The organism is Caulobacter sp. ErkDOM-E, from assembly GCF_048541895.1.
In the GTDB taxonomy this organism is placed as follows: Bacteria; Pseudomonadota; Alphaproteobacteria; order Caulobacterales; family Caulobacteraceae; genus Caulobacter.
In genome coordinates this window covers 1,118,079-1,141,779 of record NZ_CP183331.1, presented here as the reverse complement: position 1 = coordinate 1,141,779, position 23,701 = coordinate 1,118,079, and the positions used below count along the sequence as shown (strand labels likewise).

The 23,701-nt window shown below is 65.9% G+C and carries 21 protein-coding genes and 2 tRNA genes; 10 read left to right on the top strand and 13 right to left on the bottom strand.

Annotated elements, in window-relative coordinates; genetic code table 11:
- Positions 1-80: 80 nt before the first annotated feature.
- The 3 genes from ACN2C7_RS05635 to ACN2C7_RS05625 all read right to left on the bottom strand — a co-directional run bounded on the left by ACN2C7_RS05635 (position 81) and on the right by ACN2C7_RS05625 (position 2,925).
- A complete protein-coding gene (locus ACN2C7_RS05635; protein ID WP_419320395.1) occupies positions 81-500 on the bottom strand; it encodes a MucR family transcriptional regulator in 420 nt (139 codons plus the stop codon).
- A gap of 197 nt (positions 501-697) precedes the next feature.
- The gene (locus ACN2C7_RS05630) at positions 698-1,921 is read right to left on the bottom strand and encodes a DUF2336 domain-containing protein (protein ID WP_419321412.1); all 1,224 of its coding nucleotides are present in this window, start codon (positions 1,919-1,921) and stop codon (positions 698-700) included.
- A 119-nt stretch (positions 1,922-2,040) separates the two neighbouring features.
- Entirely contained in the window at positions 2,041-2,925 is an 885-nt protein-coding gene (locus tag ACN2C7_RS05625; RefSeq protein WP_419320393.1) for a crotonase/enoyl-CoA hydratase family protein, read from the bottom strand.
- A gap of 132 nt (positions 2,926-3,057) precedes the next feature.
- On the opposite strand from ACN2C7_RS05625, the gene ACN2C7_RS05620 reads away from it, so the two are divergent.
- Together ACN2C7_RS05620 and ACN2C7_RS05615 are read left to right on the top strand one after the other, a co-directional pair.
- Positions 3,058-3,588 (top strand): MarR family winged helix-turn-helix transcriptional regulator, encoded by a 531-nt coding sequence (locus ACN2C7_RS05620; RefSeq protein ID WP_419320391.1) that lies wholly within the window; start codon positions 3,058-3,060, stop codon positions 3,586-3,588.
- Between the two features lie 8 nt (positions 3,589-3,596).
- On the top strand, positions 3,597-4,487 hold the full coding sequence (locus ACN2C7_RS05615; protein ID WP_419320389.1) for a CPBP family intramembrane glutamic endopeptidase: 891 nt from the start codon (positions 3,597-3,599) through the stop codon (positions 4,485-4,487).
- Between the two features lie 46 nt (positions 4,488-4,533).
- On the opposite strand, the gene ACN2C7_RS05610 is transcribed toward ACN2C7_RS05615, so the two are convergent.
- Positions 4,534-5,868 (bottom strand): cytochrome P450, encoded by a 1,335-nt coding sequence (locus ACN2C7_RS05610; RefSeq protein WP_419320387.1) that lies wholly within the window; start codon positions 5,866-5,868, stop codon positions 4,534-4,536.
- 237 nt (positions 5,869-6,105) lie between these two features.
- Between ACN2C7_RS05610 and ACN2C7_RS05605 the strand changes: the two genes are divergently transcribed.
- Together ACN2C7_RS05605 and ACN2C7_RS05600 are read left to right on the top strand one after the other, a co-directional pair.
- Positions 6,106-7,773, top strand: coding sequence for a GMC family oxidoreductase (locus ACN2C7_RS05605; protein ID WP_419320385.1), 1,668 nt, complete (start codon positions 6,106-6,108; stop codon positions 7,771-7,773).
- A 13-nt stretch (positions 7,774-7,786) separates the two neighbouring features.
- Positions 7,787-9,310: an acyl-CoA synthetase gene (locus tag ACN2C7_RS05600; protein ID WP_419320383.1), complete on the top strand. Its 1,524-nt coding sequence runs from the start codon at positions 7,787-7,789 to the stop codon at positions 9,308-9,310.
- Between the two features lie 3 nt (positions 9,311-9,313).
- Here the strand turns inward: ACN2C7_RS05600 and hfaB (ACN2C7_RS05595) are convergent, their stop codons facing one another.
- The 4 genes from hfaB (ACN2C7_RS05595) to ACN2C7_RS05580 all read right to left on the bottom strand — a co-directional run bounded on the left by hfaB (ACN2C7_RS05595) (position 9,314) and on the right by ACN2C7_RS05580 (position 12,469).
- Positions 9,314-10,369, bottom strand: coding sequence for a holdfast anchoring protein HfaB (gene hfaB / locus ACN2C7_RS05595; protein ID WP_419320381.1), 1,056 nt, complete (start codon positions 10,367-10,369; stop codon positions 9,314-9,316).
- Positions 10,369-11,292 carry a holdfast anchoring protein HfaB gene (hfaB, locus tag ACN2C7_RS05590; RefSeq protein WP_419320379.1) on the bottom strand — a complete coding sequence of 308 codons (924 nt, stop codon included), beginning with the start codon at positions 11,290-11,292 and terminating at the stop codon, positions 10,369-10,371. Before hfaB (ACN2C7_RS05590) ends, hfaB (ACN2C7_RS05595) begins: the two co-directional genes overlap by 1 nt.
- A gap of 42 nt (positions 11,293-11,334) precedes the next feature.
- Positions 11,335-11,772 carry a holdfast anchoring protein HfaA gene (gene hfaA / locus ACN2C7_RS05585; RefSeq protein ID WP_419320377.1) on the bottom strand — a complete coding sequence of 146 codons (438 nt, stop codon included), beginning with the start codon at positions 11,770-11,772 and terminating at the stop codon, positions 11,335-11,337.
- Positions 11,773-11,863: 91 nt separating this feature from the next.
- On the bottom strand, positions 11,864-12,469 hold the full coding sequence (locus ACN2C7_RS05580; RefSeq protein ID WP_419320375.1) for a hypothetical protein: 606 nt from the start codon (positions 12,467-12,469) through the stop codon (positions 11,864-11,866).
- A gap of 467 nt (positions 12,470-12,936) precedes the next feature.
- Here ACN2C7_RS05580 and ACN2C7_RS05575 point away from each other — a divergent pair, with 467 nt between their 5' ends.
- Complete coding sequence (locus ACN2C7_RS05575; RefSeq protein WP_419254495.1) at positions 12,937-13,386, top strand: MaoC family dehydratase; 450 nt, start codon at positions 12,937-12,939, stop codon at positions 13,384-13,386.
- Between the two features lie 4 nt (positions 13,387-13,390).
- Here the strand turns inward: ACN2C7_RS05575 and ACN2C7_RS05570 are convergent, their stop codons facing one another.
- The 3 genes from ACN2C7_RS05570 to ACN2C7_RS05560 all read right to left on the bottom strand — a co-directional run bounded on the left by ACN2C7_RS05570 (position 13,391) and on the right by ACN2C7_RS05560 (position 15,404).
- The gene (locus tag ACN2C7_RS05570; protein WP_419320373.1) at positions 13,391-14,176 is read right to left on the bottom strand and encodes a helix-turn-helix domain-containing protein; all 786 of its coding nucleotides are present in this window, start codon (positions 14,174-14,176) and stop codon (positions 13,391-13,393) included.
- A 127-nt stretch (positions 14,177-14,303) separates the two neighbouring features.
- Positions 14,304-14,486 (bottom strand): CsbD family protein, encoded by a 183-nt coding sequence (locus tag ACN2C7_RS05565; RefSeq protein WP_419320371.1) that lies wholly within the window; start codon positions 14,484-14,486, stop codon positions 14,304-14,306.
- A 69-nt stretch (positions 14,487-14,555) separates the two neighbouring features.
- Positions 14,556-15,404: a trypsin-like serine peptidase gene (locus tag ACN2C7_RS05560; RefSeq protein ID WP_419320369.1), complete on the bottom strand. Its 849-nt coding sequence runs from the start codon at positions 15,402-15,404 to the stop codon at positions 14,556-14,558.
- A gap of 141 nt (positions 15,405-15,545) precedes the next feature.
- On the opposite strand from ACN2C7_RS05560, the gene ACN2C7_RS05555 reads away from it, so the two are divergent.
- From ACN2C7_RS05555 to ACN2C7_RS05545, 3 genes are all read left to right on the top strand, one after another.
- The gene (locus ACN2C7_RS05555) at positions 15,546-17,738 is read left to right on the top strand and encodes a S9 family peptidase (RefSeq protein ID WP_419320367.1); all 2,193 of its coding nucleotides are present in this window, start codon (positions 15,546-15,548) and stop codon (positions 17,736-17,738) included.
- Between the two features lie 139 nt (positions 17,739-17,877).
- The gene (locus ACN2C7_RS05550) at positions 17,878-18,429 is read left to right on the top strand and encodes an N-acetyltransferase family protein (protein ID WP_419320365.1); all 552 of its coding nucleotides are present in this window, start codon (positions 17,878-17,880) and stop codon (positions 18,427-18,429) included.
- A 108-nt stretch (positions 18,430-18,537) separates the two neighbouring features.
- Positions 18,538-20,331 carry an ATP-binding protein gene (locus ACN2C7_RS05545; RefSeq protein ID WP_419320362.1) on the top strand — a complete coding sequence of 598 codons (1,794 nt, stop codon included), beginning with the start codon at positions 18,538-18,540 and terminating at the stop codon, positions 20,329-20,331.
- Between the two features lie 82 nt (positions 20,332-20,413).
- Here the strand turns inward: ACN2C7_RS05545 and ACN2C7_RS05540 are convergent, their stop codons facing one another.
- On the bottom strand, positions 20,414-20,854 hold the full coding sequence (locus ACN2C7_RS05540; RefSeq protein WP_419320360.1) for a MucR family transcriptional regulator: 441 nt from the start codon (positions 20,852-20,854) through the stop codon (positions 20,414-20,416).
- Positions 20,855-21,198: 344 nt separating this feature from the next.
- A tRNA-Gln gene (locus ACN2C7_RS05535) sits at positions 21,199-21,272 on the bottom strand.
- A 151-nt stretch (positions 21,273-21,423) separates the two neighbouring features.
- On the opposite strand from ACN2C7_RS05535, the gene ACN2C7_RS05530 reads away from it, so the two are divergent.
- Positions 21,424-21,500 (top strand) — tRNA-Pro (locus ACN2C7_RS05530).
- A 129-nt stretch (positions 21,501-21,629) separates the two neighbouring features.
- Positions 21,630-23,414 (top strand): signal peptide peptidase SppA, encoded by a 1,785-nt coding sequence (gene sppA / locus ACN2C7_RS05525; RefSeq protein WP_419320358.1) that lies wholly within the window; start codon positions 21,630-21,632, stop codon positions 23,412-23,414.
- Positions 23,415-23,701: the final 287 nt, after the last annotated feature.

Sequence of the window (23,701 nt, the reverse complement as noted above, 5' to 3'; positions counted from 1 at the left end):
GAAACGCCCGCCCTCCGGCTTGGAGCGCGGGCGTCGGGGATTTCTAGCCGCCATGGCGGCAAGCGCTTGATCCGACTCGGCTATTTTCCGCCGCGCGGCGGCTTGCGACCGCCCTGCCCCAGGCCCATGGACTTGGCGAGCTCCGACCGCGCCTTGGCGTAGTTGGGGGCGACCATCGGGTAGTCCTTGGGCAGGTTCCACTTGGCCCGGTACTCTTCGGGGCTCATGTCGTACTTGGTGCGCAGGTGGCGCTTGAGCGACTTGAACTTGCGACCATCCTCCAGGCACACGAGGTGGTCGGCCGCGATCGAGCGCTTGACCGGAACTGCGGGTTCCCTGAGCGCGGCGGGCGCGGCCTCGACGGGACCACCGATCGCCGACAGGGCGCTGTGAACCTGCCGGATCAGCGCCGGCACATCGGTCGCCGTCACGGTGTTGTTGCCGACATAGGCCGAGACAATGCCCGCCGTCATGTCGAGGAGGTCCGAATGGTCGTCCATCTGATCTAGCCCGTCGCGATTTTGCTTGTTCTTTGCTGATTCCGAAAATCAGTCATCGCGTGGATACAGACAATATCCGCAGGCGGCAATATCCAGAAATCAACAGTACACGTCAATTCATCTGGCGGGGCGGCGCGCTGGGTTGAGTTCAACATCACCCGGCAACAGTTGGGCGAATGCGTTCAATGATATTTGAGTTAACGGCCGAAGTCGCGTGATAGCGCTAGCATCGCCGCGCGCTGGGGCACCGAATATTCGTCCACAGCCGCCTCGTCGCCCTCGCGGATCGCCTTCAGCAGGGCCGGGGTGAGGGCCGAGGACAGCGACCAGTTCCAGTAGCGCAGCACGGTCTGGGCGCGATCGACGGCGATCATGTCGAACACCGCCATCACCCGCTCCAGGGCCGGAACCATGGCGCCGGTCGAGTCGACCTCGGGACGGCGCAAGCCCCGCCACAGGGCCTTGATCGCCGTGCGCGGCAGGCCGGTGGCCTTGCACAGGATCGCCAGCGGCTCGCCGCCCGGATCGGTGAAGATCTTGGCGCCGGTCATCGGCTTGAGGCCCGACAGGTAGGAGATCTCTTCGGCCACGTCGCGGGTCATGCCGTTCTGGGCGGCGGCGATGGCGTCGTCGAGGCTGTCGAACGGGCTCTTGGCGATGGCGGCGCGGTTGCGCTGGCGACGCTCGATGAACTGCAGGGCCTTGCGCGACATCGGGTCCTGCCAGCCCTCCTCGGAGGCCACGGCGAACAGGTCGCCCACCGCGTCCTGCAGGATCTCCCGCGAGACAGCGAAGCGTTGCAGGATCAGCTTGCGGGCGTCGGCGTCCGCCCACCAGAACATCACATAGGCATGGCTGGGGCGAAGCTCGGCCCGGCGCAGCAGCAGCGGCAGCAGGCGCGGATTGTCGCGTGACATGGCCACCACGGTCTCGATCGTGTGATGGCTGAACTTCACCAGTTCATTGCGCAGCAGAACCTCAACGACCGGCGCCTCGCCGGCCTCGACCAGGGCTTCGGCGACCATCTCGCCCACGCCGCGGCGCTGGGCGATCATCCGCCGGTGCTCGGTGGTGGCGTTGCGGGCGCAGTCGATCAGGTCGGCGTCACCCAGGCTTGGCGAGTTTTCCAGCAGCGCGCGCGCCACCGAAATCTCGTCGCGCAGGATCAGGCGGATCAGCGTGCCGGGCATCTCGACCAGATTGGCCAGGCGACGGGCGACTTTCTCGCGCTCCTCGGTGACTGCGTCGCGCAGCATCTCGACCAGCAGGTCAGCGGTCATGGCCCGTTCAAAGGCGTTGACCCGGCTGGCGGGCAGGCAAACCACGTCGGCCAGGCGCTTGAGCAGGGCCGCGCGCGAACGCGCCGGCGGCTTTTGAGCCTCGGCTTGCGGAAACGGGGCGATCGGCGCGGGTTCGCTCATGGTGATCCTGACGGTCAAATCAGCCGTCATGCCGAACTGATCAGATCCTCATTAACGTCCGATGAGCGGGTCGGTTCGGCGTGCGCGACACGATGACGCCGAACCGCGGCCAAACTGCGTCAGCTAAACGGATGCTCGCCCCATTGGGGCCAGATATCGGGCAGGTCGGTCGAGACCTTGTCCGGATAGACCGGCGTGCGCTTCTCCAGGAACGAGGTGACCCCTTCCTTGGCGTCGGCGGCGGCGCCGCGCGCCTGGATGGCCCGGCTGTCGGCCTTGTGAGCCTCCATCGGATGATCGGCGCCGGCCATGCGCCACAGCAGCTGGCGGGTCAGGGCGATAGAGACCGGCGCGCTGTTGTCGGCGATCTCGCGGGCCAGGGCCCGGGCGGCGGGCAGCAGGTCTTCGGGCGCGTGCAGCGAGCGGACCAGCCCGCGATCCAGCGCTTCCTGCGCGCCAAACACCCGGCCGGTATAGCACCACTCCAGCGCCGTCTGCATGCCGACCAGGCGCGGCAGGAACCAGGACGAGGCCGCTTCCGGATTGATGCCGCGCCGCGCGAACACGAAGCCGAACTTGGCGTCGGTCGAGGCCAGGCGGATGTCCATCGGCAGTTGCATGGTCACGCCCACGCCCACGGCCGCGCCGTTCACGGCGGCGATGATGGGTTTCAGGCTCTCGTACATGCGCAGGGTGCAGCGGCCGCCGCCGTCGCGATAGATGTCGCCGACCTTGCCCTCTTCCCGCTCCAGCGCCTGGGGCGAGGTGCGATCGAAGGTCGCCCCGCCGCCGCCCAGATCGGCCCCGGCGCAGAACGCCCGGCCCGCGCCGGTGACGATCACCACCTTCACGTCGTCGTCGGCGTCGGTGACGTCGAACACCTCGATCAGGTCCTTCATCATCCGGGCCGTGAAAGCGTTCATCCGCTCGGGCCGGTTCAGGGTGATCGTCGCGATCCCGTCCTCGACGTCATAGAGCAGGGTCTCGAAGGTGGGGGATGGCATGGGTGTTCCTCCTGATTTTAGGCCAGTCAAACATGCGTATGAAATTGGGGCAACGTTCCTTCTCCCCAGACTTGCGCGCGACACGCTTGATCGCGCCTTGACGATATATAACAGCGCTTATACATCACCCGGATGTCATCGCCTTCCCCCACGCTTGGCACCCTGCTGCACCACCTGATCGAACTGTTGGATGGCGATGTGCAGGCGGCCTACACCACCGCCGGCCTGGCCTGGCGACCGCGCTACACGCCGGTTCTGCGGGGCCTGATGAGCCTGGGACCGGCCTCGATCAAGGCGCTGGCGCTGAAGATCGGCATCAGCCATTCGGCCGTCAGCCAGACGGTCGCGCAGATGGTCAAGGACGACCTGGTCGAGCTGAAGCCGGGCGCCGACGCCCGCGAGCGCATCGTCGCCCTGACGCCCAAGGCGCAGGCCATGGTCCCGGCCCTTCAACGCCAGTGGGCCGCGGTCAACGCCGCCGCCGACGCCCTGGACGCCGAGCTTTCGGCCCCGCTGTCCGGCGTCATCCGCGAAGCGATCACCGCCCTGAGCCACCGGCCGTTCGGCCAGCGGATCCTGGCGCAGACCCAGACGCTTTCCGCGCCGGACCACGCCTCGCCTCCCCCTTCAAGCCCGCTTACCCCTGAGCACCCGACATCATGAAGATCGATATGACACGCTGGACCCACCCCCTTGAGCAGGGCGAGCGCCGGTTTCTGCATCCCGGACCGCTGCGCTGGCTCAGGGCCCTCGGCTGGGCCCTGGCGCTGTTCTTCCTGATCGCCCTGGCGTCGCTGTCGACAGGCGAAGCCCTGGGCAAGGCCTTGCCCAAGACGTCCGGCGCGGCGCAGCTGGCGGCCAATATCGTGGCGGTGCTGGTGGGGCTGGGGGTCTACGCCCTGGCGGTGCGACTGGCCGAAGGGCGCTGGCCGTCCGAGATCGCCTGGCGACCCGCTCTTCCGCAACTGGTTGCGGGCCTGCTGATCGGGGTGGCGATGTTCGCCGCCGTGATGGCGATCATGGCCGTGTTTGGCCTCTATGACATTCGGGCTCTCGGCGCCGCGCCCGCCTGGATCGCCATCGGCAAGGCCGTTCAGTCCGGCGTGATCGAGGAGATCATGATCCGCGCCATCCTGCTGCGCCTGACCTGGAGGGCGTTCGGCCCCTGGGTGGCCTTCGCGATCTCCGCCGCCCTGTTCGGCTTTGGCCACCTGCCCAATCCAAACGCGACCGTGTTCGCGGCCATCGCCATCGCGCTGGAGGCCGGGATCATGCTGGGCGCCTTCTATGCGTTGACGGGGCGGGTCTGGATGTCGATCGGTGTGCACGCGGCCTGGAATTTCACCCAGGGCTATCTGTTCGGCGCCGCTGTGTCCGGCGGCGACTTCGGCCCCGCGATGGCGACAAGCACGGCGCGCCCGGGTTTCCCCGAATGGCTGACCGGGGGCGCCTTCGGCCCCGAGGCCTCGCTGCCGGCCCTGGTGGTCTGCACCGCCATCGGCCTGGGCGTCACCTGGATGGCCTGGCGGGCCGGCCAGTTCGCCAGGCCGCCGGCCGTCTAGCCCTGCCCCCTCCGGAAAGCGCAACGCGATCCGGAGGGGTTGGACACTACCCCCGCTTGACCATCAGCTTGCTGATGGCGTGCACGAAGTTGTTGGGCGCGATCTCCATCTCGCCGGTGGCCTTCAGGTCGGGGAAGCGGGCCAGGATCTGGCGATAGGCTTCCTCCAGCTGGATCTGGGCCACGCGCTTGCCGATGCAGGTGTGGGGGCCATAGCCGAAGGCGATGTGCTTGGCCGCATTGGGGCGGCGCACGTCCAGCTGGTCGGGGTTGGGGAACACCTCCGGATCGCGGTTGGCCGCGCCGTAGTACATGATCACCTTCTCGCCCTCGCGGATCATCTGGCCGTTCAGCTCGACATCGGCCGTCGCCGTGCGGCGCATGTAGATCACCGGGCTGACCATGCGGATGAACTCGTCGACCGCGCCGCCCAGCAGGCCGGGATTGTCGATCAGCGCCTGCTTCTGGTCCGGGAACTCGGTCAGCAGCTTCATGGCGCCCGACAGGGTGTTGCGGGTGGTGTCATTGCCCGCGAACACGATCAGCAGCCACGAGCCGTCCAGATATTCATCGGCCAGCAGGGCGCCGTCGACCTGGGCCCGGGCAATGGCGGTCAGCAGGTCTTCCTTGGGATCCTCGCGACGCTTGAGCAGCATCATCCGGCCGTAGTCGAACATCTCCTCGACGTTGGTGTTGAAGTCCATGACGAACTGCATGAGCTCAAGCGTCGGGGTGATCGGGGCTGCGGCCTGCTGCACGGCCAGATCCTGGGCGCGCTCCAGATAGTGCATCCACTTGAGGAACCGGGGGCGATCCTCGGGCGGCACGCCCAGGATCTCGCAGAGGGTGAACAGCGGCAGCACGCTGGAGAAGTGCTCGACCATGTCGATGGTGGCGCCGCCTTCCAGCAGCGGCTCCATGGCGTCGAGCAGCCGCGTGACCTCACCCTTCACCGCCTCGGTGATCCCGCGCAGATAGGACGGGGTGAAATAGGGCATGTGCTCGCGACGCAGCTGCAGGTGATGCGGCGCGTCGAGATTGATCATGGTGTCCATCGACGCCCGGAACAGCAGGGCGTGACGGCGGTCGGGCGGGCCCATGGCCATCAGGATGCCGCCGCGCTGCGACGAATAGGTGGTCGGGTCGCCGTTGACGCTCATCACGTCTTCATGCCGCGTCACCGCCCAGAAGCCCGGCCCGCCATAGGGCTCGGCATGCCACATCACCGGCGCCTCGACCCGCATCCGCGCATAGTCGGCGAAGGGCTGACCCTTGGCGAAGCGGAAGATATCGGCGAGGTCGATATCGGGCAGGGTCGGATAGGTGGTTCCCGCTCCAGGACCGGCCTTGCCGTCCACCACTGTCTGGCTGATCAGATCCACGCATCGTCTCCCGGGAACATCGTTCTATGGGTGGGACGATAGCGCCTAAACACGGCGCGCCAACGGCGCCGCGACGGCAACTGACGCAAGGTGAGGCTTTGCGTTCGGCCCAGACCTGCGCATTGTGAGTGAACGCCGATCATGCGGACACACGCAGACGGCCCCGAGCCTTTCCGCATGGACGGGCTCTAAACATAAAAAATGGAGCGCGCCCAAGCGCGCTCTAGGGAGAGAGCGATGAGCGCGACCATCGAGGCTGACTACATCGTCGTGGGCGCCGGTTCGGCCGGCTGCGTTCTGGCCGCGCGGCTTTCCGAGGATGGTCGCTTCAAGGTGCTGTTGCTGGAAGCCGGCGGCGATGATCGGCCGACCAAGAACCTCTCGCAGTTCGCTTCGAACCTGATGATCCACATCCCGGTCGGCTATGCCCAGACCCTCAAGGACCCCAAGGTCAACTGGCTCTATACCACCGAGCCCGATCCGGGCACCGGCGGACGCGCCCACGTCTGGCCGCGCGGCAAGGTGCTGGGTGGTTCGTCCTCGATCAACGCCATGCTCTATGTGCGCGGCCAGCAGGCCGACTATGACGGCTGGCGCCAGCTGGGCTGCGAAGGCTGGGCCTGGGACGACGTCCTGCCCTGGTTCCGCAAGTCGCAGAATCAGGAGCGCGGGGCCAGCGACCTGCACGCCACCGGCGGCCCGCTGAACGTCTCCGACATGCGCGACGGCAACGTCATTTCAGAAGCCCTGATCGAGGCCTGCGACCAGGCCGGCATCCCCCGCTATGACGACCTGAACGGCAAGGATCAGGAAGGCGCCACCTGGTATCAGGTGACCCAGAAGAACGGCGCGCGCTGCTCGGCCGCTGTCGCCTATCTGCACCCCGCCATGAAGCGGGCGAACCTGCAGGTCGAAACCAACGCCCTGGCCAGCCGCGTGATCTTCGAGGGCAAGCGCGCCGCCGGCGTCGAATTCGTGCAGAACGGCGTCAAGCGCACCGCCAAGGCCCGGGCCGAGGTGATCCTGGCCGGCGGAGCGATCAATTCGCCCCAGCTTCTGGAACTGTCGGGCATCGGCAATGGCGAGCTGCTGCGCCAGCGCGGCATCGCGGTCGTTTGCGACCTTCCCGGCGTCGGCGAGAACCTGCAGGACCATTATCTGACCGGCGTGCGCTACCGCCTGAAGGCCGGCGCGCCGTCGATCAACGCCATGAGCAAGGGCGCCCAACTGGCGGGCCAGGCGCTGAAATATGTGCTGTTCCGCAAGGGCCTGCTGACCCTGTCGGCGGCGCATGTGGCGGCGTTTTGCAAATCCAGACCGGACCTCGCAGGACCAGACATCCAGTTCCACATCCTGCCGGCCACCATGGATCTGGACAAGCTGTTCAACGAGCAGAAGATGGAGCTGGAGGACGCGCCAGGCATGACCATCGCGCCCTGCCAGCTGCGCCCGGAAAGCCGCGGCTCCATCCATATCAAGTCGGCTGATCCGTCGCAGTACCCGGCCATCGTCGCCAACTATCTGGCCGATCCGCTGGACCAGGAGGTCGCGATCGCCGGCCTGAAATGGGCGCGCAAGATCGGCGAGCAGCCGGCCATCGCCAAATATGTCGAGCAGGAGATGAACCCTGGTCCAGGCTTCGAGAGCGACGAGATGCTGCTCGAATATGCCAAGGCCTCGGGCTCGACCCTCTACCACCCGGTCGGCACCTGCGCGATGGGCAGCGGGCCCATGGCCGTGGTCGACGCCCAGTTGCGGGTGCGCGGTGTGGACGGCCTGCGGGTCGTCGACGCCTCGATCATGCCGCGCCTGGTCTCGGGCAACACCAACGCCCCCACCATCATGATCGGCGAGAAGGGCGCGGCCATGATCCTTCAGGCCGCCAAGACCCCCGTCGCGGCTTAGGAAACCTCACCTCATGCACCCCTTTATCCACGCCCAGACACAACCGCAAAAGCCCGCCTACATCATGGCCGGCTCCGGCGAGGTCGTGACCTACGGCCAGCTGGACGCACGCTCCAACCAGGGGGCGCAGCTGTTTCGCTCACTGGGCCTGCAGACCGGCGACGTCATCGCCATCCTGATGGAGAACAATGCCCGGTTCTTCGAGATCGCCTGGGCCGCCCAGCGCGCGGGGCTCTATTATGTCTGCGTCTCGACCAAGCTGACGGCGGCCGAAACCCAGTACATCCTGCAGGACTGCGGGGCCAAGGTGTTCATCACCTCGGTGGCGATGGGGTCGCTGATCGACGAAATCCCCGCCCTGGTTCCGGGCCTGAAGCTTTACACGGTGGGCGGCGCCCATGGCGCCTATGCCGACTTCGAGGCGGCCCGCGCCGCCATGCCCGAGACCCCGATCGCCGATGAGAGCGCCGGCTCGGACATGCTCTATTCGTCGGGCACCACCGGCCGACCCAAGGGCGTCAAGCCGGCCCTGAACGGCGGCCCGATCGAACAGCCCAACGCCCTGCAGATGATGGCCCAGGGCCTGTTCGGCTTTTCCGGCGACAGCGTCTATCTGTCCCCCGCCCCGCTCTATCACGCCGCGCCGCTGCGCTGGTGCATGAGCGTCCACAAGCTGGGCGGCACGGTGATCGTGATGGAGAAGTTCGATCCCGAGGCCGCCCTGGCCCTGATCGAAAAGTACAAGGTCACCTGCGGCCAGTTCGTGCCGACCCACTTCGTGCGGATGCTGAAACTGCCCGAAGAGACCCGCGCCAAGTACGACGTCTCGTCGATGCAATCGGCCGTCCACGCCGCCGCCCCCTGCCCGGTTCCGGTCAAGGAGCAGATGATCGCCTGGTGGGGCCCGGTGATCTTCGAATACTACGCCGGCACCGAAGGAAACGGCTTCTGCTGGATCAATTCGCAGAACTGGCTGACCCACAAGGGCAGCGTCGGCCAGGCCGTGCTGGGCGAACTGCGCATCTGCGATGAGGACGGCAATCCGGTCCCGCCCCGCACCGAGGGCGCGGTCTATTTCGCCAACGGCCCAGCGGTGAACTATCACAACGCCCCGGACAAGACCGCCGAGAGCTACAACCAGCACGGCTGGACCACCCTGGGCGACGTGGGCTGGGTCGACGAGGAGGGCTATCTCTACCTGACCGACCGCAAGAGCTTCATGATCATCAGCGGCGGGGTGAACATCTATCCGCAGGAGATCGAGAACCTGCTGATCACCCACCCCATGGTGGCCGACGCCGCCGTGGTCGGGGCGCCGTGCGAGGAGATGGGCGAAAAGGTCGTGGCGGTGATCCAGCCCCTGGCCTGGGCCGAGGATCACGCTGATCTCGCCGACGAGCTGATGGCCTTCGTGCGCGCCAATCTCAGCCACGTAAAATCGCCGCGCCGCATCGACTTCATGCAGGAGCTGCCCCGCCACGCGACGGGCAAGCTCTACAAGCGGCTGATCCGGGATGCTTACTGGGCCAAGACCTAGAGCCTAGGGCCGGTTGGGAGCCGCGCCCCGGTCCGGGGCCAGCCAGCGCGAGCGATCCAGGTACGGGCCGTTATAGCCTGGCGCTGCGACCGCCGGAGCGGCGGGCCTGGGCGCCTGGGCGGCTGGCGGCGGGGCCTGGACACTCTGGACGGGGCGCACCTGGCGAGGCCGGGCGCCGTCGCCCTGCTCGTTCAGGCATTGGGTCGGCTTGACCTGCAGCAGCGTGCTGGCGAAGTCATAGATGCTGCGCTCGACCAGGGTGCGGGCCGCCAGCTGCATGGGCTCCAGCTCGCTCTTGCCGCCAGAAATGTCGATGACATTGCCGTTCAGGAAGTCGAACACGCCGGGTTTGATCTCCCGGCCGATGATCTGCTTCTGATAGGAGGTGATGTCGATGATCTCCTGCGAGCGGGAGTCGACCATGCGCATGTCGATGGCGATATTGATCACATAGGTGCTGCCGGTCAGCGACCCTTTCAGCCCGCCCGTCCCCACATCACCGCCACGCGCATCCACGCCCGACGAGCGGATATTGTAGTTCAGCTCCGTAAGCCCGCCGACAATGTAGAAGTCGGAGCCGGCGATCTGTCCGGCATAGATCGGGCGATAGTTTTCGGGGTCGGAGCCCGCCTTTTCCGGAGAGTCCGACAGGGTGTGGTTCTGGGCATAGGCCAGTTCGGTATCGGAAATGCCCCGATCGCTCCGCTCCACCAGCCGCAGGCCGGCCTTGCCCAGGGCGCTGATCGCGAACAACGACGCACCCTGGCTGACCTTGGCCCCGGTCGTGATGTCGCGCTTGCCGGTCAGATCGGCAATGGCGCCGACCGCCACCCGGGGCGACGCCCGCCCGCTGGCGGCGGCATTCGACGCCAGACAGGTCAGGGCCGACGAATACTGCGTCGGATTGGTGGTCGCCGGGGCGTCGCCGATGGGCTGGGCATAGAGACCCGTGACCTTGTCGGCGGTGGTCGAGGCGCAGCCGGCCAGCATCAGCGCGACCAGGGTCGCGGCGATCCGTGCACTGTGACGGCCGGCAGTCAGGCCCAGGTCTTGAGACATCACCAGGTCCTCGGTTGGGCTTGAACGGTCCGCGAGGCCGCATAGGCCGGGAGCGCCGGACCCTGCGGTTCGGTTACCGGATCAAGGCAAAGATTCTTCGCCTCACCGCCACGGAAGCCGGCGATCATCTCGAACACGCCGCGCTCGACCAGGGTGCGAACGGCGGCCTGCATCGGCTCCATGCCGCTGCGGCCATAGGAGGCTGCTGCGCCGAGCTTGTCATTTCCAGCGGTCAGGCCAAGGTCAAGGCTGCGTCCAACCAGCTGCTTCTGGTACGAGACCATGTCGACCACCTCCTGGGAGCGTGAATTCACCAGCCGAAGATCGATGGCGATGTTGAGCACATAGGTCTGACCCGCCGCGCCGGCCCGCACGCCATTCAAACCCCGGTCGCCGATCTGGGCGTCGGCGCCGGTCGAGCGGATATTGTAGTTCAGCTCCGTAATGCCGCCGACGATATAGTAGGACGAGCCGGCGATCTGACCGGCCAGGATGCGGCGGAAGTTGTCACCGCTGCTGCCGGCCAGTTCGGGCGTATCGGACAGCAGGCGCTGGCGGGCATAGTTGAGCTCGATCTCGGCCACGGAATTGTCCAGCCGCTCGACCACCGGAAAGCCCGCCTTGCCGAGCGCCGTGATCGCAAACAGCGAGGCCCCCTGGCTGATCTTGGCGCCGGTCTCGAAGTCGGACTTGCCGGTCATGTCCGAGATCCGTCCGACCGAGATGCGCGGCATCGGCCGGCTCAGCGGCTGGCGCGCCAGGCAGATCAGGGCCGGCGTATAGGGCGTCGGGTTGCGGGTGGCCGGCGCATCGCCGATCGGCCGCGCATAGTCGCCGCCCGCCTCGGCAGCCAGGCTCGGCGGCGCAACGGCGAGGATCGCCGCCGCAAGGCCTGCGGCCCCCAGGGCGCGAGCGATCAACATGGTGCTGGTTTCCTTATGAGACCGAGAGCGTTGGTCAGGGCGCTACTGGTTGGATCCGGTCGATTTGGCGGCCGAGCCATTGAGAACAGCCGTGGCCGAAACCGATCCGGTATTGGTCTGAACACTGTTGAGCACGACCGTATTGTTCGATCCCTCGACCGTGACATTGACCAGATTGCCGATCGCGGTGGCGCTGTTGCTGGCTCCGCTCTCGAAAAAGGCCGCGCCATAGACGGCGCTATTGGTGTTGGTGGTGATCTGGCTGCCGCCGACGCCGCTCTGGATCACACCATCCTTGATGATGCGGTTGCCCTGGCTGTCGCGGGTGGAAGGATTGAAGCGCTCGGTCTCCATGGCCCGGGCATTGCCATAGCCGGCTTCGAGGCTGCCGATTCCGTCGCGACCCAGGGTCTGCGCTCCGCCCTGAACAGGCAGGGCCAGCAGAGCGACGGTCAGGGCCGGCGTGAACATCTTGAGCATGAGACAGGTCCTGAAAGAGGATGGAAAAGGCCCGGCTGAAAGCGGGAGTAAAGGACGCTCGCGAGCGCTCAACGAGCGTCCTTGTGCCGACTTAGAAACCCTTGACGGACAGGGTGTTGCCGATGGCGGCGGCCGTCGCCGAGACCGAGTCGCTGACATTGCGAATGGTCGTGTTGGCGGTAGCGTTGACGGCGGCGTAGTTGATCTGGGTCGAGTTGACCTGGCCCAGATCGGCTTCGATGGTGGCCGTGTTGCTGATCGCTGCAGCGGTCGCGTTCACTTCGCCGCTGATATCGGTCAGGGTGGCGTTGAGGACGGCGGTCGGATCATAGTTGGCGTACTGAACATTGTTCACGACGTTGACATAGTCGGCCTTGATCGAAGCGGTATTGGCGATCGCGGCCGAAGTCGCGTCGACGCTCTTGCCAACATCGCGGACGGTCGCGTTCAGTTCAGACGAAACATCGCCGAAGAAGCGCTGCGTATTGTTGATGGTGTTGGCCGTGGCGCCTTCCAGAGTGACGCTGTTGCCGATACCAGCCGCAGTCAGGGCAACCTTGTCTTGAACATCGCTGACCGTCGCATTGAGCTTGGCGCGAATATTCGAGCTGTTGGTCTGGTTGGTATTGATGGTCTGAGCTTGGGCAGTACCAGCGACCGTCAGCGCGGCGATGGTGAGCAGGATGGTGCGGTTCATCTGTTTTCTCCACTAAGCCGATCATTCGGCGAATGGTACTTCGCAAGGCGCGTGCCACGCCTGGAGAAATTCGACCCGCCGGCCCGCAGCTAATCAGTCACCCGCCAATCAAGCTCATATGTTAATTTCCGATAACCTCGATTCATCAAGCAAATCAGTCCCCGCCTCTTTTGACTCCGCTTCTTAGCTGGCAACTGTAGCCAAACGTTAATTTCCCATTATTGTTGTATTACTTGTTTTGGGTAGTTTTCGGCGGCGGATCTGGAAAATAGTCCGACCAAAACTGCAACAGATCCCAGTTTTGGGACGAACCGGCTGTGTCCATTTGACACAGTGACCGCCGCATGGGTGGCACAGGCCAGGATCGGCCGGATGCAGCACAAAGCTTGGGCTCGACCTTGCCCCAACCGCCCGGCCATGGGATCAATCAAACAACTGTTTGCACAAGACGTGTTTGGGAGAACGCCATGAAACAAGTCGCCTATGCGGATATCGCCAGCCTGGTTGGTCAGGAAATCGGTGTTTCGGACTGGGTCGAGATCAGCCAGGAGCGGGTCAACCAGTTCGCCGAGGCCACCGGTGATCACCAGTGGATCCATGTCGATGTCGAACGCGCCACCCGGGAAATCGGCGGCCCGATCGCCCACGGCTATCTGACCCTGTCGCTGATCCCGATGCTGGGCGCCGGCATCCTGCACGTCACCGGCGTGACGCGCGGCATCAACTACGGCTGCGACAAGGTCCGCTTCACCGGCATGGTCCGGGTCGGCAAGCGCGTGCGCATGCGCCAGAAGCTGCTCAGCGCCGAGCCCAAATCGGGCGGCCTGCAGATGAAGAACGAGTGCACCATCGAGATCGAAGGTGAAGAGCGCCCCGCCTGCGTGGCCGAGACCATCTCGATCATCTACGGCGCCTAAGCCCTCAGCCTCCCGCCACGGCCCCCAGAGCGGCGGCCGTGGCGGGATCGGCCGGCAGGAATGTCTCGATCGTCAGTTCAGATACGGTCACGTCCAGCGCGCCGCTGAAGGTCATTGTGGTCGTCAGGAACGACAGTTCGCCCAAGGGCGTGTTCAGCCGCAGCGGCACGGCGATCATCCCCTCGCCGCCGCGGGGATGGGCCTCGCCACCAGGATAGGCCGACAACTCGCGGATCAGGTCGGCCAGACCCGCGTCACCATTATCGGCCAGTTCACGGCGCAGACGCGACAGGATGTGGCCGCGCAGTTCGGCCAGATTGGCGATGCGGGGCGCGACGCCGTCGGGGTGCAGGCTCAGGCGCAGCATGTTGACCGGCCCCTCCAGCAGTTTCGGGTCGACACCCTCCAGCAGAAGGCCCGCCGAGGCGTTGTGGGCCAGCAGGGTCCATCGCCGGTCGATGGCCAGGGCCGGAAACGGCATGTGGGCCGCCAGCAGCGTCTCGACCGCGATCTTGGCGGCCTCCAGCCCCGGGTCGTCCAGCGACCGTTCGGGGAACACCGGCGCAAAGCCGGCGGCCAGCAGCAGGACGTTGCGTTCGCGCAGCGGCACGCCCAGCCCCTCGGCCAGACGCAGCACCATGTCGCGACTGGGGGCGGCGCGGCCGGTTTCCAGGAACGACAGGTGCCGGGTCGAGATCTCGGCCTCGCAGGCCAGGTCCAGCTGGCTGAGCCGGCGCCGTTGACGCCAGTCGCGCAGCCGCTCGCCGATGGTTAGGACGGTGGTGGTCATCAGCGCAGGCTAGGTCGAGCCTGGCCGACGCGCCATTACCTCCGGCGTAATCAACCCCACACCGCAAACGAAAAACGGCCCCAGGATAGCGCCCGGGGCCGTTCGTCAGTCTGGTCGGAACCAGGCCTTACTTCTTGATGGCGTCGCCGATGGCGTCCTGCGCCTGGCCGACCTTGTTCTGGATGTCGCCCTTGGCCTTCTGGGCCAGGCCTTCGGCTTCGAGGCGTTCATTGCCTGTCGCCTTGCCGATCGCTTCCTTGGCGGCGCCGACGCCCTTGTCGATAGCGCCTTCAACACGATTGGTGCTCATGGCTGTGCTCCTGTTGGGGTGAATGTCCCGACAAGAACGGCTCCGCTGATGCGAAGGTTCCCAGCCTTTCTAGCGTCCCACACCCATGGCGCTGGCCGAGACCGCAGCCGAGGCGGCCGTCGCGCCCTCGAGCAACGGTTCGATCCGGGTGGACGGCGCGGCTGCCGTCAGGGGCGACAGCTTGCCCAGCAGGCCGATGGTCTCGCGGATATATTTGGCGTGGGTGACGATGCCGATCTCCAGCCGCTCGCCCGACAGCTCGACCTGCTGGGTCAGGATGCCGGCGATGAACTGCACTTCCTGCGCCTCCGTCGCACCCGGGCGGCGGCGCGCGCCCTGCGCCATAAACACCGGTCCGCCCGAATTGCCGGGGAAGACCGCGAAATCCATCAGGAAGGTCGGAAAGGCCGTGGCCGGGGCCAGCGGATAGGAGGCCACGCGGCCCGACCGCAGAATGGGAAAGCCGGCCGGATTGGCCGACAGGCCGCGGGGAAAGCCCAGGGCCATCATCTCGTCGCCGGGACCCAGCTTGTAGTGGCTGAAGGTGTCGTCCTTGGCCAGCCAGGCCAGCGGGATCGCCGCCTTGGCGAATTCCGGCGGCGCCTCGACCACGAGGGCGGCGACATCGCGGCCCGCGTGCTTGACCCACAGCGGATGGTCGCCGTCGCGAATCTTCAGGGTCTGGGGATCATAGCGCCAGACGCCGTCACTGGACTGGATGCGATAGCCGATCTTGGCCGAGAACGACGGCATGCGGTCAAGGACGTGGGCGGCGGTGATCAGGATGGTGCGGGGTTTGCCGTCTGGATCGATGTCGGCGATCAGGAACCCGGTGCCGACCGTTCGCGAACCGTCCTTGAGCGGCTGCTCAAGCTGAACCGTCGCCTGGATCAGATCGACGGACAGGTCGTAAACCATCGTCGCCCCTACTCTTTTACTTACCCCGCTGGGCGCACGTCGGCGCGCTTCGCCAGATAAGTTTGACCAGACCCGTCATGGCCCGCAAGCTGGCGATCTGACGCAGAGATCGTTTACGCGTTGGTGGGGGAAACAAGCATCATGAACCGACGTCAGATGATGACGAGCGCGGCCGCCGTGCTTACTTCAAGTCCAGTTTTCATTCCCGGGATCTCCATGTCCGCATCCAAAGCCGCTCGCCCCGTCCCGCCCGTCGCCAAGAAGGAGCCCAAGCGCATCGAGCAGCTGGGCCGGGTGCGGACCGACGACTATGCGTGGATGAAAGACGACAACTGGCAGAAGGTCCTGCGCGACCCGTCGCTGATCAAGGCCGACGTCAAGGAACACCTGACCGCCGAGAACGCCTACACCAAGGCCATGCTGGCCTCGACCGAGGCGCTGCAGACGGCGATGTTCGAGGAGATGAAGGGCCGCATCAAGCAGGATGACGCCTCCGTCCCCGCCCCCGATGGTCCGTGGGAATACTACACCCGCTTCGAGACCGGGGCGCAGCACCCGATCCACGCCCGCAAGCCCAGGGGCGGCGGGGCCGAACAGATCCTGCTGGACGAAGAGGCCGAGTCCAAGGGCAAGGCCTTCTACCAGGTCGGCGCCGCCAGCCATTCGCCGGACCACAGGCTCTATGCCTTTGCCATCGATGAGCAGGGCTCGGAAGTCTATCGCATCCACGTCAAGGATCTGGCGACCGGCGCGGTGCTGGAAAGCCCCGTTGAGAGCACCACCGGCGACTTCTGCTTCTCGCCCGACAGCCAGTGGCTGTTCTGGACCTTCCGGGACGACAATGGCCGCCCCGCCCGCATCCATCGCCGCCCGGCCCGCGGCGGCGCCAAGGACGACGTGCTGATCTATGACGAGCCCGACGAAGGCTTCTTCATCGGCGTCGGCACGGTGTCGTCCGAGAAGTTCATCGTCATCAGCTGCGGCAACCAGGAGACCAGCGAAAACCTGCTGATCCCGGCCAGCGACCCGACCGCCAAGCCTGTGGTGGTCGAGCCGCGTCAGGTGGGCCTGCGCTACGAGCTGGACCACTGGAACGACCACTTCGTGATCCGCACCAACGCCGACGGCGCCGTCGACTGGAAGCTGGTCACCGCGCCCGAAACCGCGCCCGGCAAGGCCCACTGGAAGGACTGGGTGGCCCACACCCCCGGCCGGCTGATCGTCGGCATGATCGCCTTCCAGAACCACTTCGCGCGGCTGGAAAAGGTGGACGCCGTCAACCGCATCGTCATCACGGCGCGCCCTGACAAAAATGGGGCCGGCGAAGAGCACGTCGTCGACTTCGACGAGGCCGCCTATGCCCTCAGCCTCGAGGGCGGCTACGAGTACGACACCGCCACCGTGCGCTTCGTCTACAACTCGATGACCACGCCCCGGCAGTGGTTCGACTATGACATGGCGACGCGCGAGCGGACCCTGCGCAAGACCCAGGAAATCCCCTCCGGCCACGATCCCAGCCAGTACGAGACCCGCCGCCTCAACGCCAAGGCCAGCGACGGCACCGAGGTGCCGGTCTTCATCCTGATGAAGAAGGGCACAAAGCTGGATGGCTCGGCGCCGCTCCTCCTCTACGGCTATGGCAGCTACGGCGTCTCGATGGAGGCCAGCTTCTCGATCCGCAATTTCAGCCTGGTCGACCGCGGCTGGATCTGGGCCACGGCCTGCCCGCGCGGCGGCTCGGAAAAGGGCTGGAGCTGGTTCCTGGACGGCAAGAAGGACAGGAAGAAGAACACCTTCACCGACTTCATCGCCTGCGCCGAGCACCTGCATGGGGCCGGCTACGGCAAGCCGTCGAACACCGTGGCCTATGGCGGCTCGGCCGGTGGTCTGCTGATGGGCGCGATCACCAACATGCGGCCCGACCTGTTCGCCGGGATCATCGCGGCTGTGCCGTTCGTCGACGTGGTCAACACCATGAGCGACGTCACCCTGCCGCTGACCCCGCCCGAATGGCCCGAATGGGGCAATCCGCTGGAGGACGCGGCGGCCTATGACTACATCGCCAGCTACAGCCCCTATGACAATGTCGAGGCCAAGCCCTATCCGGCGGTGCTGGCCACCGGCGGTCTGTCCGACCCGCGCGTCACCTACTGGGAGCCCGAAAAGTGGGTGGCCAAACTGCGGCCGGCCAGCACCAGCGGCCGGCCCGTCCTGCTGAAGATCAATATGGACGCCGGCCACGGCGGGGCCTCGGGCCGGTTCGACTTCCTCAAGGAGATCGCCCTGGACTACGCCTTCGCGGTCTGGGCGGTGGACAAGGGTTGGGAGGCTTAAGGGTGCCTGGCTTCAAGGTCCTTCCCCTGAAGGGGGAGGTGTCGGCGAAGCCGACGTTGGGGGAAGTCAGCCAACGGCGGGGATCACGTCCCCCTCCGGCCCTGCGGGCCGCCTCCCCCATCGGGGGGAGGACTTTCCAATGACCCTCACCATCCGCCCCTCCACCGACGCCGACCTGGCGGCCATCACGGCGATCTATGGCTGGAACGTCCGCAACGGCCTGGGCACCTTCGAGGAAGATCCACCCGAGCAGGACGAGATGGCCCGTCGCCGCGCCACGTTCCTCGATCGCGGCCTGCCCTATCTGGTCGCCGAACGGGATGGCGTCGTGTTGGGCTATGCCTATGCCGGCCCGTTTCGTTTGCGCGCCGCCTATCGCTACACGGTCGAGGACAGCGTCTATATTTCGCCGGACGCCGTGGGACAGGGCGTGGGCCGCGCCCTGCTGGCCGCCCTGATCGAGGCCTGCGAAGCGCTGGGGTTGCGTCAGATGGTCGCGGTGATCGGCGATAGCGGCAACAGCGCCTCCATCGGCCTGCACGCGGCGATGGGCTTCGCAAAACAGGGGGTTTTCCCCGACATGGGCTTCAAATTTGGCCGATGGGTCGATCTGGTGTGGATGCAGCGCCCTCTGAATGGCGGCGGAACGCGAAATCCAGATGCGCCGGGACTGGCGCTGAGCGGTGTCTAGAGCCTGAATTGACAGGTGTCAGTCATGGCCCTGGGCCAAGATTTAACTCTTCCTCGGCTACAGAAACTGAAGTGGTGGGACACATGAAGTCGTAGACAGGGTTTGGCTTTGCCGATCACCTCAACATCGAGGCCCGCCGAGGCCGCCCTGATACAGGCCTATGTACCGATCGCGCGCGGCTATCTGATTGCTGCGGCCGTTTACTACTGCCTGATCAGCCTCTCGCATCCCTTCTATGAAACCCCTTCGAACCTGCTGATCCTGGGCAGCCTGTCGGTGACGGCGGCGGCCTACGCGTTTGTCGCCTGGCGGGCTCTGGGGCGCGGACACTGGACCGGCTGGCGGCTGGAGGCCCTGATCCTGGTGATGAATGGCCTGTTCCTGGCCAATGTCATCGCCCACCACACGCTACACCTGGAACCCCAGAAACTGGTCTATTTCGTGCTGATGGCGCTGGTGTTTGCGGCCTCGGCCCCGACCCGCCGGGTGGCGCTGATCAGTGTCGCCCTGGCGATGACGGGACTGTTCCTGATGGCCCGCAAGGCCCCCGGCGACATGATTGCCCAGTACATGTTCATGGGCATGGCCGGCGCGTTCGCCGCCCTTGGCATGTCCACCATGGTGCGTGGCGCGGTCAGTCGGGAAGTTCACGCCCGGCTCGCCAGCGACGCCCTGAACGCCGACCTCCAGCGGGAGCTGAAGGAGAACCGGCGGCTGCAGGCCCGGGCCGAGGCCCTGGCGATCGCGGCCCAGACCGCCAACCGCGCCAAGACCGACTTCCTGGCCACCATGAGCCACGAGATCCGCACGCCCCTGAACGGTGTCCTGGGCATGGCCCAGATCATGGAGACCGGCGCGCTTGATCCGGAACAGCGACATCGCCTGGGCATGATCACCACGTCCGGCCAGTCGCTGCTGGGGGTGATCAACGCCATTCTCGACATTTCCAGGATCGAGGCGGGCCGGATGGAGATCATCCCCGCACCCTTCGAACTGGATTTCATGCTGGACGCCCTGAGACAACTCTATGGCGGCCTGGCGCGGGAAAAGGGCCTGGCCTTCTCGCTGGACATCGCGCCGACGGCGACAGGCTGGCGGCTGGGCGACGCCGAGCGCCTGCGTCAGGTGCTGAGCAACCTGATCTCCAACGCCATAAAGTTCACCGATCGCGGCCATGTGCGGGTGACCGTCGAAGGCGACGCCCACATGGTGACCTTCTGTATAGAAGACACGGGTGTCGGAATCCCCGAAAGCCATCGCGGCCTGGTCTTTGGCAAGTTCGCTCAGCTGGACAGCTCCAGCACCCGCCGCGCCGGCGGCGCGGGCCTGGGCCTGGCGATCTGCAAGGAGCTGGTGGGGCTGATGGGCGGCCGGATCGACTTTGCCTCCCTGCCCGGCGGCGGTACGCGCTTCCGGTTTTCGACGCCCATGCCCGAGGTCCAGGCGGCCGCCAGCGCGCCCGCGACCCTTCCCGCAGCCGCCTATGACGATGAGACCCCGCCCCGGATCCTGGTGGTCGATGACAACGACACCAACCGCACCGTCCTGCTGACCCTGCTGGGCCATCTGGGCGTCCATGGCGAGGTCGCCCGCGATGGTCGCGAAGCGGTGGCCATGTGGGAGCTTGAGCCCTGGGACGCCATCCTGATGGACATCCACATGCCGGGCATGGACGGCATCGAGGCCAGCCGGACGATCCGCGAGCGCGAGCGCCTAACGGGCCGCCCCCGCACGCCGATCTTCGCCGTGACGGCCAGTGTGCTGGCCCATGAGCAAACACTCTATGCCGATGCGGGCATGGACGGCCTGATCCCAAAGCCGATCGAAGTGGCGAAACTTGTCGAGACCGTGACGCGGATCTTCACGCCGCCCGCGCCGGAAGAAGACCGGGCCTCGGCCTAGAGGCGCTCAGGCGGCCAGGCGACGCGGAATCAAAAAGGGGCCGGCCTTTCGGCCAGCCCCTCTTCAGTCAATGTCGAAAGCCTTACGCCTTGCGGGCGCGCGGCGCCTTGGCCGGGCTCTTGGCCTTGCGGCCGCCTTGACCCAAGCCCAGGGCCTTGGCCATGGCCGAACGGGCTTCGCTATAGGCGGGCGCAGTCGTAGGATAGTCGTTGGGCAGACCCCACTTGGCCTTGTATTCGGCAACGGTCATGCCGTGCGTGGTCAGGTGGCGCTTCAGCGTCTTGTAGGGCTTGCCGTCTTCAAAGCTGATCAGAGCGTCCGGCGTGATGCTCTTGCGAATCTGCGCCGAAGTAGCCTTCGTAACCGCCTCGACAACCGGAGCTTCCGGCGAGCCAATACCTGCAAGGGCGTCATGCGTGGCGCGAATCAGCGCCGGAAGATCGGATACCGGTGTGATGTTATTCGCGACATAGTTGGCCACGATTTCCGCAGTCAGCTCGATGAGCGAGGCTTTGTCTTCCACGATGACGTCTCCAATCATGCTTTGATTTGGAAATACACCCCCTACGTTGGAATACAAGTAGTGATTGGATCACACCGGCATCGAGATCGCTTGTTCAAACGGCCTTTTCTGTCGCCGGCTGCGAAATAGAGATCGATGGTCGGGAAATCGCGGTCACGACCGTCCCCCACAACGTTGCGGCTGGTCAAAATGCAACAGAGTTCGCGCCCAGCGTTTGGCTAGACCAGCAACTCAACTTTCGACACCGATAATCGATACATGCGCGCGCTGCGGGCAAGTCTGTTCGCCGCTCTCAGCGGCGCAAGGCGGCGGGGACCGCGATGCGTTTAAAGTCATGGGAGACGTGGCTGGGGAACTAGGACTCGAACCTAGAACGACGGTACCAAAAACCGCTGTGTTACCATTACACCATTCCCCAGCAGGAACGGCGAAACCCCGTAGGGATCGGCGAGGCGGTGGAGATAGCGCAGGAGTCGGATGGATGCAACGGCGCTTTCAACTTCTTTTTCGAGCGCCATATTTGACCCTTGCGAGGGGGCGGCCACGCCTCTATAAGCCGCCCTCCAAGTCGGAGTGTGGCTCAGTCTGGTAGAGCACTGCGTTCGGGACGCAGGGGTCGCAGGTTCAAATCCTGCCACTCCGACCATCTTCTCCCGTTTATAAATCCCTTTGTTTCCAACAGATTCGCGTTCGCCGCGTCGAGGTTGCACGCTGTTCATTTGTACGGCGGCGCGACAGCCGTTAGCCTGCGACTGAATTGGTGACGGGATCTTCGATGAAGCAGTTCTTCCTGACCGTGGCCGGCGTGTTTGTCGGCCTGGTGTTGTTCGTGGTGGGCGTCCCCTTCCTGTTGATCGTGATGGCCGCCGGCGCGGCGCGTCCGGCTCCGGTTCCCGCCCATTCGGTGCTGCATCTGGACCTGCGCAGCGGACTGACCGATCAGGCGGCCCAGAACCCCTTCGCGGCGTTCAGCGGCGGCGGAAATTCCGTCATGTCGGTGATTGAGACCCTGCGGCGCGCCGAGGGCGACGACAAGGTCAAGGCCTTGCTGGTGCGCCTGCCCGAGGGCGGCATGGCTCCGGCCGCCGCCGACGAACTGCGCCTGGCCTTCAAGCACTTCCGCTCGGTCGGCAAGAAGCCGATCTACGCCCACAGCCAGGGGCTGTATCCCTCGGGCATGGTGACCTCGACCTACATGCTGGGCGCGGCGTCCAGCGAGTTCTGGATGCAGCCCGACAGTTCGTTCCAGGCCGTGGGCGTCGCCAGCGAGGCGATGTTCTTCAAGCGCTTCTTCGACAAGTACGGCGTCAAGGCCGACTACGAGCAGCGCTACGAGTACAAGAACGCGGTCAATCCCTACCTTTATACCGACTACACACCGGCCCACCGCGAGTCGTCGCTGTCGTGGATGGGCTCGGTCTATCGCACCGCCCTGACCACGGCCGCCGCCGACCGCATGAAGAACCCCGCCGTGCTGATCCGCGACCTCGAGGCCGGCCCCTACAGCGCCCAGGAAGCCCAGGCCAAGGGCCTGATCGACCGGGTCGGCCAGGTTCACGACGTTCAGACCCAAGCCCTGACGCGGGCCGGCAAGGGCGCCAAGCTGATCGATTTCGACGACTACGCCAACCGCTCCAAGCGGCCGGCGTCCAAGACCGGACCCGCGATCGCCGTGATCGGCGCCGAGGGCCCCATCGTCACCGGAACCAGCGGCTCGGCCTCGCCGTTCGGCAGCGAGTCCACGGTCTATTCCGACGACGTGGCCAAGGCGCTGTACGACGCCGCGGCCGACAAGGACGTCAAGGCCATCGTCTTCCGCGTTTCCTCGCCCGGCGGCTCCGACACCGCGTCGGAACAGATCCTGGCCGCCGTGAAGGCCGCCAAAGCCGCCGGCAAGCCGGTGGTGGTCAGCATGGGAACCTATGCCGCCTCGGGCGGCTACTGGATCAGCAGCGGCGCCTCGTCGATCATCGCCGAGCCCACCACCCTGACCGGCTCGATCGGCGTCTATGGCGGCAAGTTCGCGATTGGCGAGGCCCTGTCACGCTTCGGCGTCGACACCCGCCAGGTGCATGTGGGCGGCGACTATGCCGGCGCCTTCGGTGCGGGTGACGGCTTCACCAACGACCAGCGCGCCAGGTTCGCCGGCTGGATGGACCGCATCTATGCCAGCTTCATCACCCGCGTCGCCGAGGGCCGCAAGCTGCCGCCCGAGCGCGTGCGCGAGATCGCCAAGGGCCGGGTCTGGACCGGCGAGCAGGCCAAGCAGCTGGGCCTGGTCGACGAGCTGGGCGGCTTCTATCAGGCGGTCGACAAGGCCAAGAGCCTGGCCAATCTGACCGGCGAGGTGCGCCTCAAGCGCATGGACAGCGGCCAGTCGCCGTTCGAGGCCATCGAGCACGCCCTGGGCATCAGCGCGACCTCGATGCGCACCCTGGCGGCCTCGGCCTGGATCCTGGGCGATCCACGCTCTGAGGCCATTCTCGACGAGCTGGCCACCGCCCGCCTGCGCGCCGCACCGGGCGGGGCGAGCGTGCTGGCCGACACGCCGATCCGGTAGAGCAGTCGACAAACGACGGAACCAGGGCCGCCAGGCATCGCTTGGCGGCCCTTTTTCGTGGGCTATCGTGATCGACGAGGGACGCCGCAAGGCCGGTCACGAGAGATGGCGTCGCGCTCCCGCGAAAGGCCCGCCCTCAGGCGCACGGGCTGCGCCCCGTGCGCCCCTTGAGGGACCGGGCCGACGTGACCCGGCTCGGACCGTCGCGGCGCAAGCCGGCGCGGCCCACAGAGGGTCCATCCCTGGCCCTCCGCGTCCGCAAGCCGGCGCCGTGTTCGGCCCGATGG

Excerpts from the sequence above, each read along its gene's own strand:
- ACN2C7_RS05630 (WP_419321412.1), bottom strand. The coding sequence starts at position 1,921 with ATGAGCGAACCCGCGCCGATCGCCCCGTTTCCGCAAGCCGAGGCTCAA.
- sppA (WP_419320358.1), top strand. The coding sequence starts at position 21,630 with ATGAAGCAGTTCTTCCTGACCGTGGCCGGCGTGTTTGTCGGCCTGGTG.
- ACN2C7_RS05605 (WP_419320385.1), top strand. The coding sequence starts at position 6,106 with ATGAGCGCGACCATCGAGGCTGACTACATCGTCGTGGGCGCCGGTTCG.
- ACN2C7_RS05560 (WP_419320369.1), bottom strand. The coding sequence starts at position 15,404 with ATGGTTTACGACCTGTCCGTCGATCTGATCCAGGCGACGGTTCAGCTT.
- ACN2C7_RS05600 (WP_419320383.1), top strand. The coding sequence starts at position 7,787 with ATGCACCCCTTTATCCACGCCCAGACACAACCGCAAAAGCCCGCCTAC.
- ACN2C7_RS05620 (WP_419320391.1), top strand. The coding sequence starts at position 3,058 with ATGTCATCGCCTTCCCCCACGCTTGGCACCCTGCTGCACCACCTGATC.
- ACN2C7_RS05575 (WP_419254495.1), top strand. The coding sequence starts at position 12,937 with ATGAAACAAGTCGCCTATGCGGATATCGCCAGCCTGGTTGGTCAGGAA.
- hfaA (WP_419320377.1), bottom strand. The coding sequence starts at position 11,772 with ATGCTCAAGATGTTCACGCCGGCCCTGACCGTCGCTCTGCTGGCCCTG.
- ACN2C7_RS05570 (WP_419320373.1), bottom strand. The coding sequence starts at position 14,176 with ATGACCACCACCGTCCTAACCATCGGCGAGCGGCTGCGCGACTGGCGT.
- hfaB (WP_419320379.1), bottom strand. The coding sequence starts at position 11,292 with ATGTTGATCGCTCGCGCCCTGGGGGCCGCAGGCCTTGCGGCGGCGATC.
- ACN2C7_RS05615 (WP_419320389.1), top strand. The coding sequence starts at position 3,597 with ATGACACGCTGGACCCACCCCCTTGAGCAGGGCGAGCGCCGGTTTCTG.
- ACN2C7_RS05635 (WP_419320395.1), bottom strand. The coding sequence starts at position 500 with ATGGACGACCATTCGGACCTCCTCGACATGACGGCGGGCATTGTCTCG.
- ACN2C7_RS05565 (WP_419320371.1), bottom strand. The coding sequence starts at position 14,486 with ATGAGCACCAATCGTGTTGAAGGCGCTATCGACAAGGGCGTCGGCGCC.
- ACN2C7_RS05580 (WP_419320375.1), bottom strand. The coding sequence starts at position 12,469 with ATGAACCGCACCATCCTGCTCACCATCGCCGCGCTGACGGTCGCTGGT.
- ACN2C7_RS05625 (WP_419320393.1), bottom strand. The coding sequence starts at position 2,925 with ATGCCATCCCCCACCTTCGAGACCCTGCTCTATGACGTCGAGGACGGG.
- ACN2C7_RS05555 (WP_419320367.1), top strand. The coding sequence starts at position 15,546 with ATGAACCGACGTCAGATGATGACGAGCGCGGCCGCCGTGCTTACTTCA.
- hfaB (WP_419320381.1), bottom strand. The coding sequence starts at position 10,369 with ATGTCTCAAGACCTGGGCCTGACTGCCGGCCGTCACAGTGCACGGATC.
- ACN2C7_RS05550 (WP_419320365.1), top strand. The coding sequence starts at position 17,878 with ATGACCCTCACCATCCGCCCCTCCACCGACGCCGACCTGGCGGCCATC.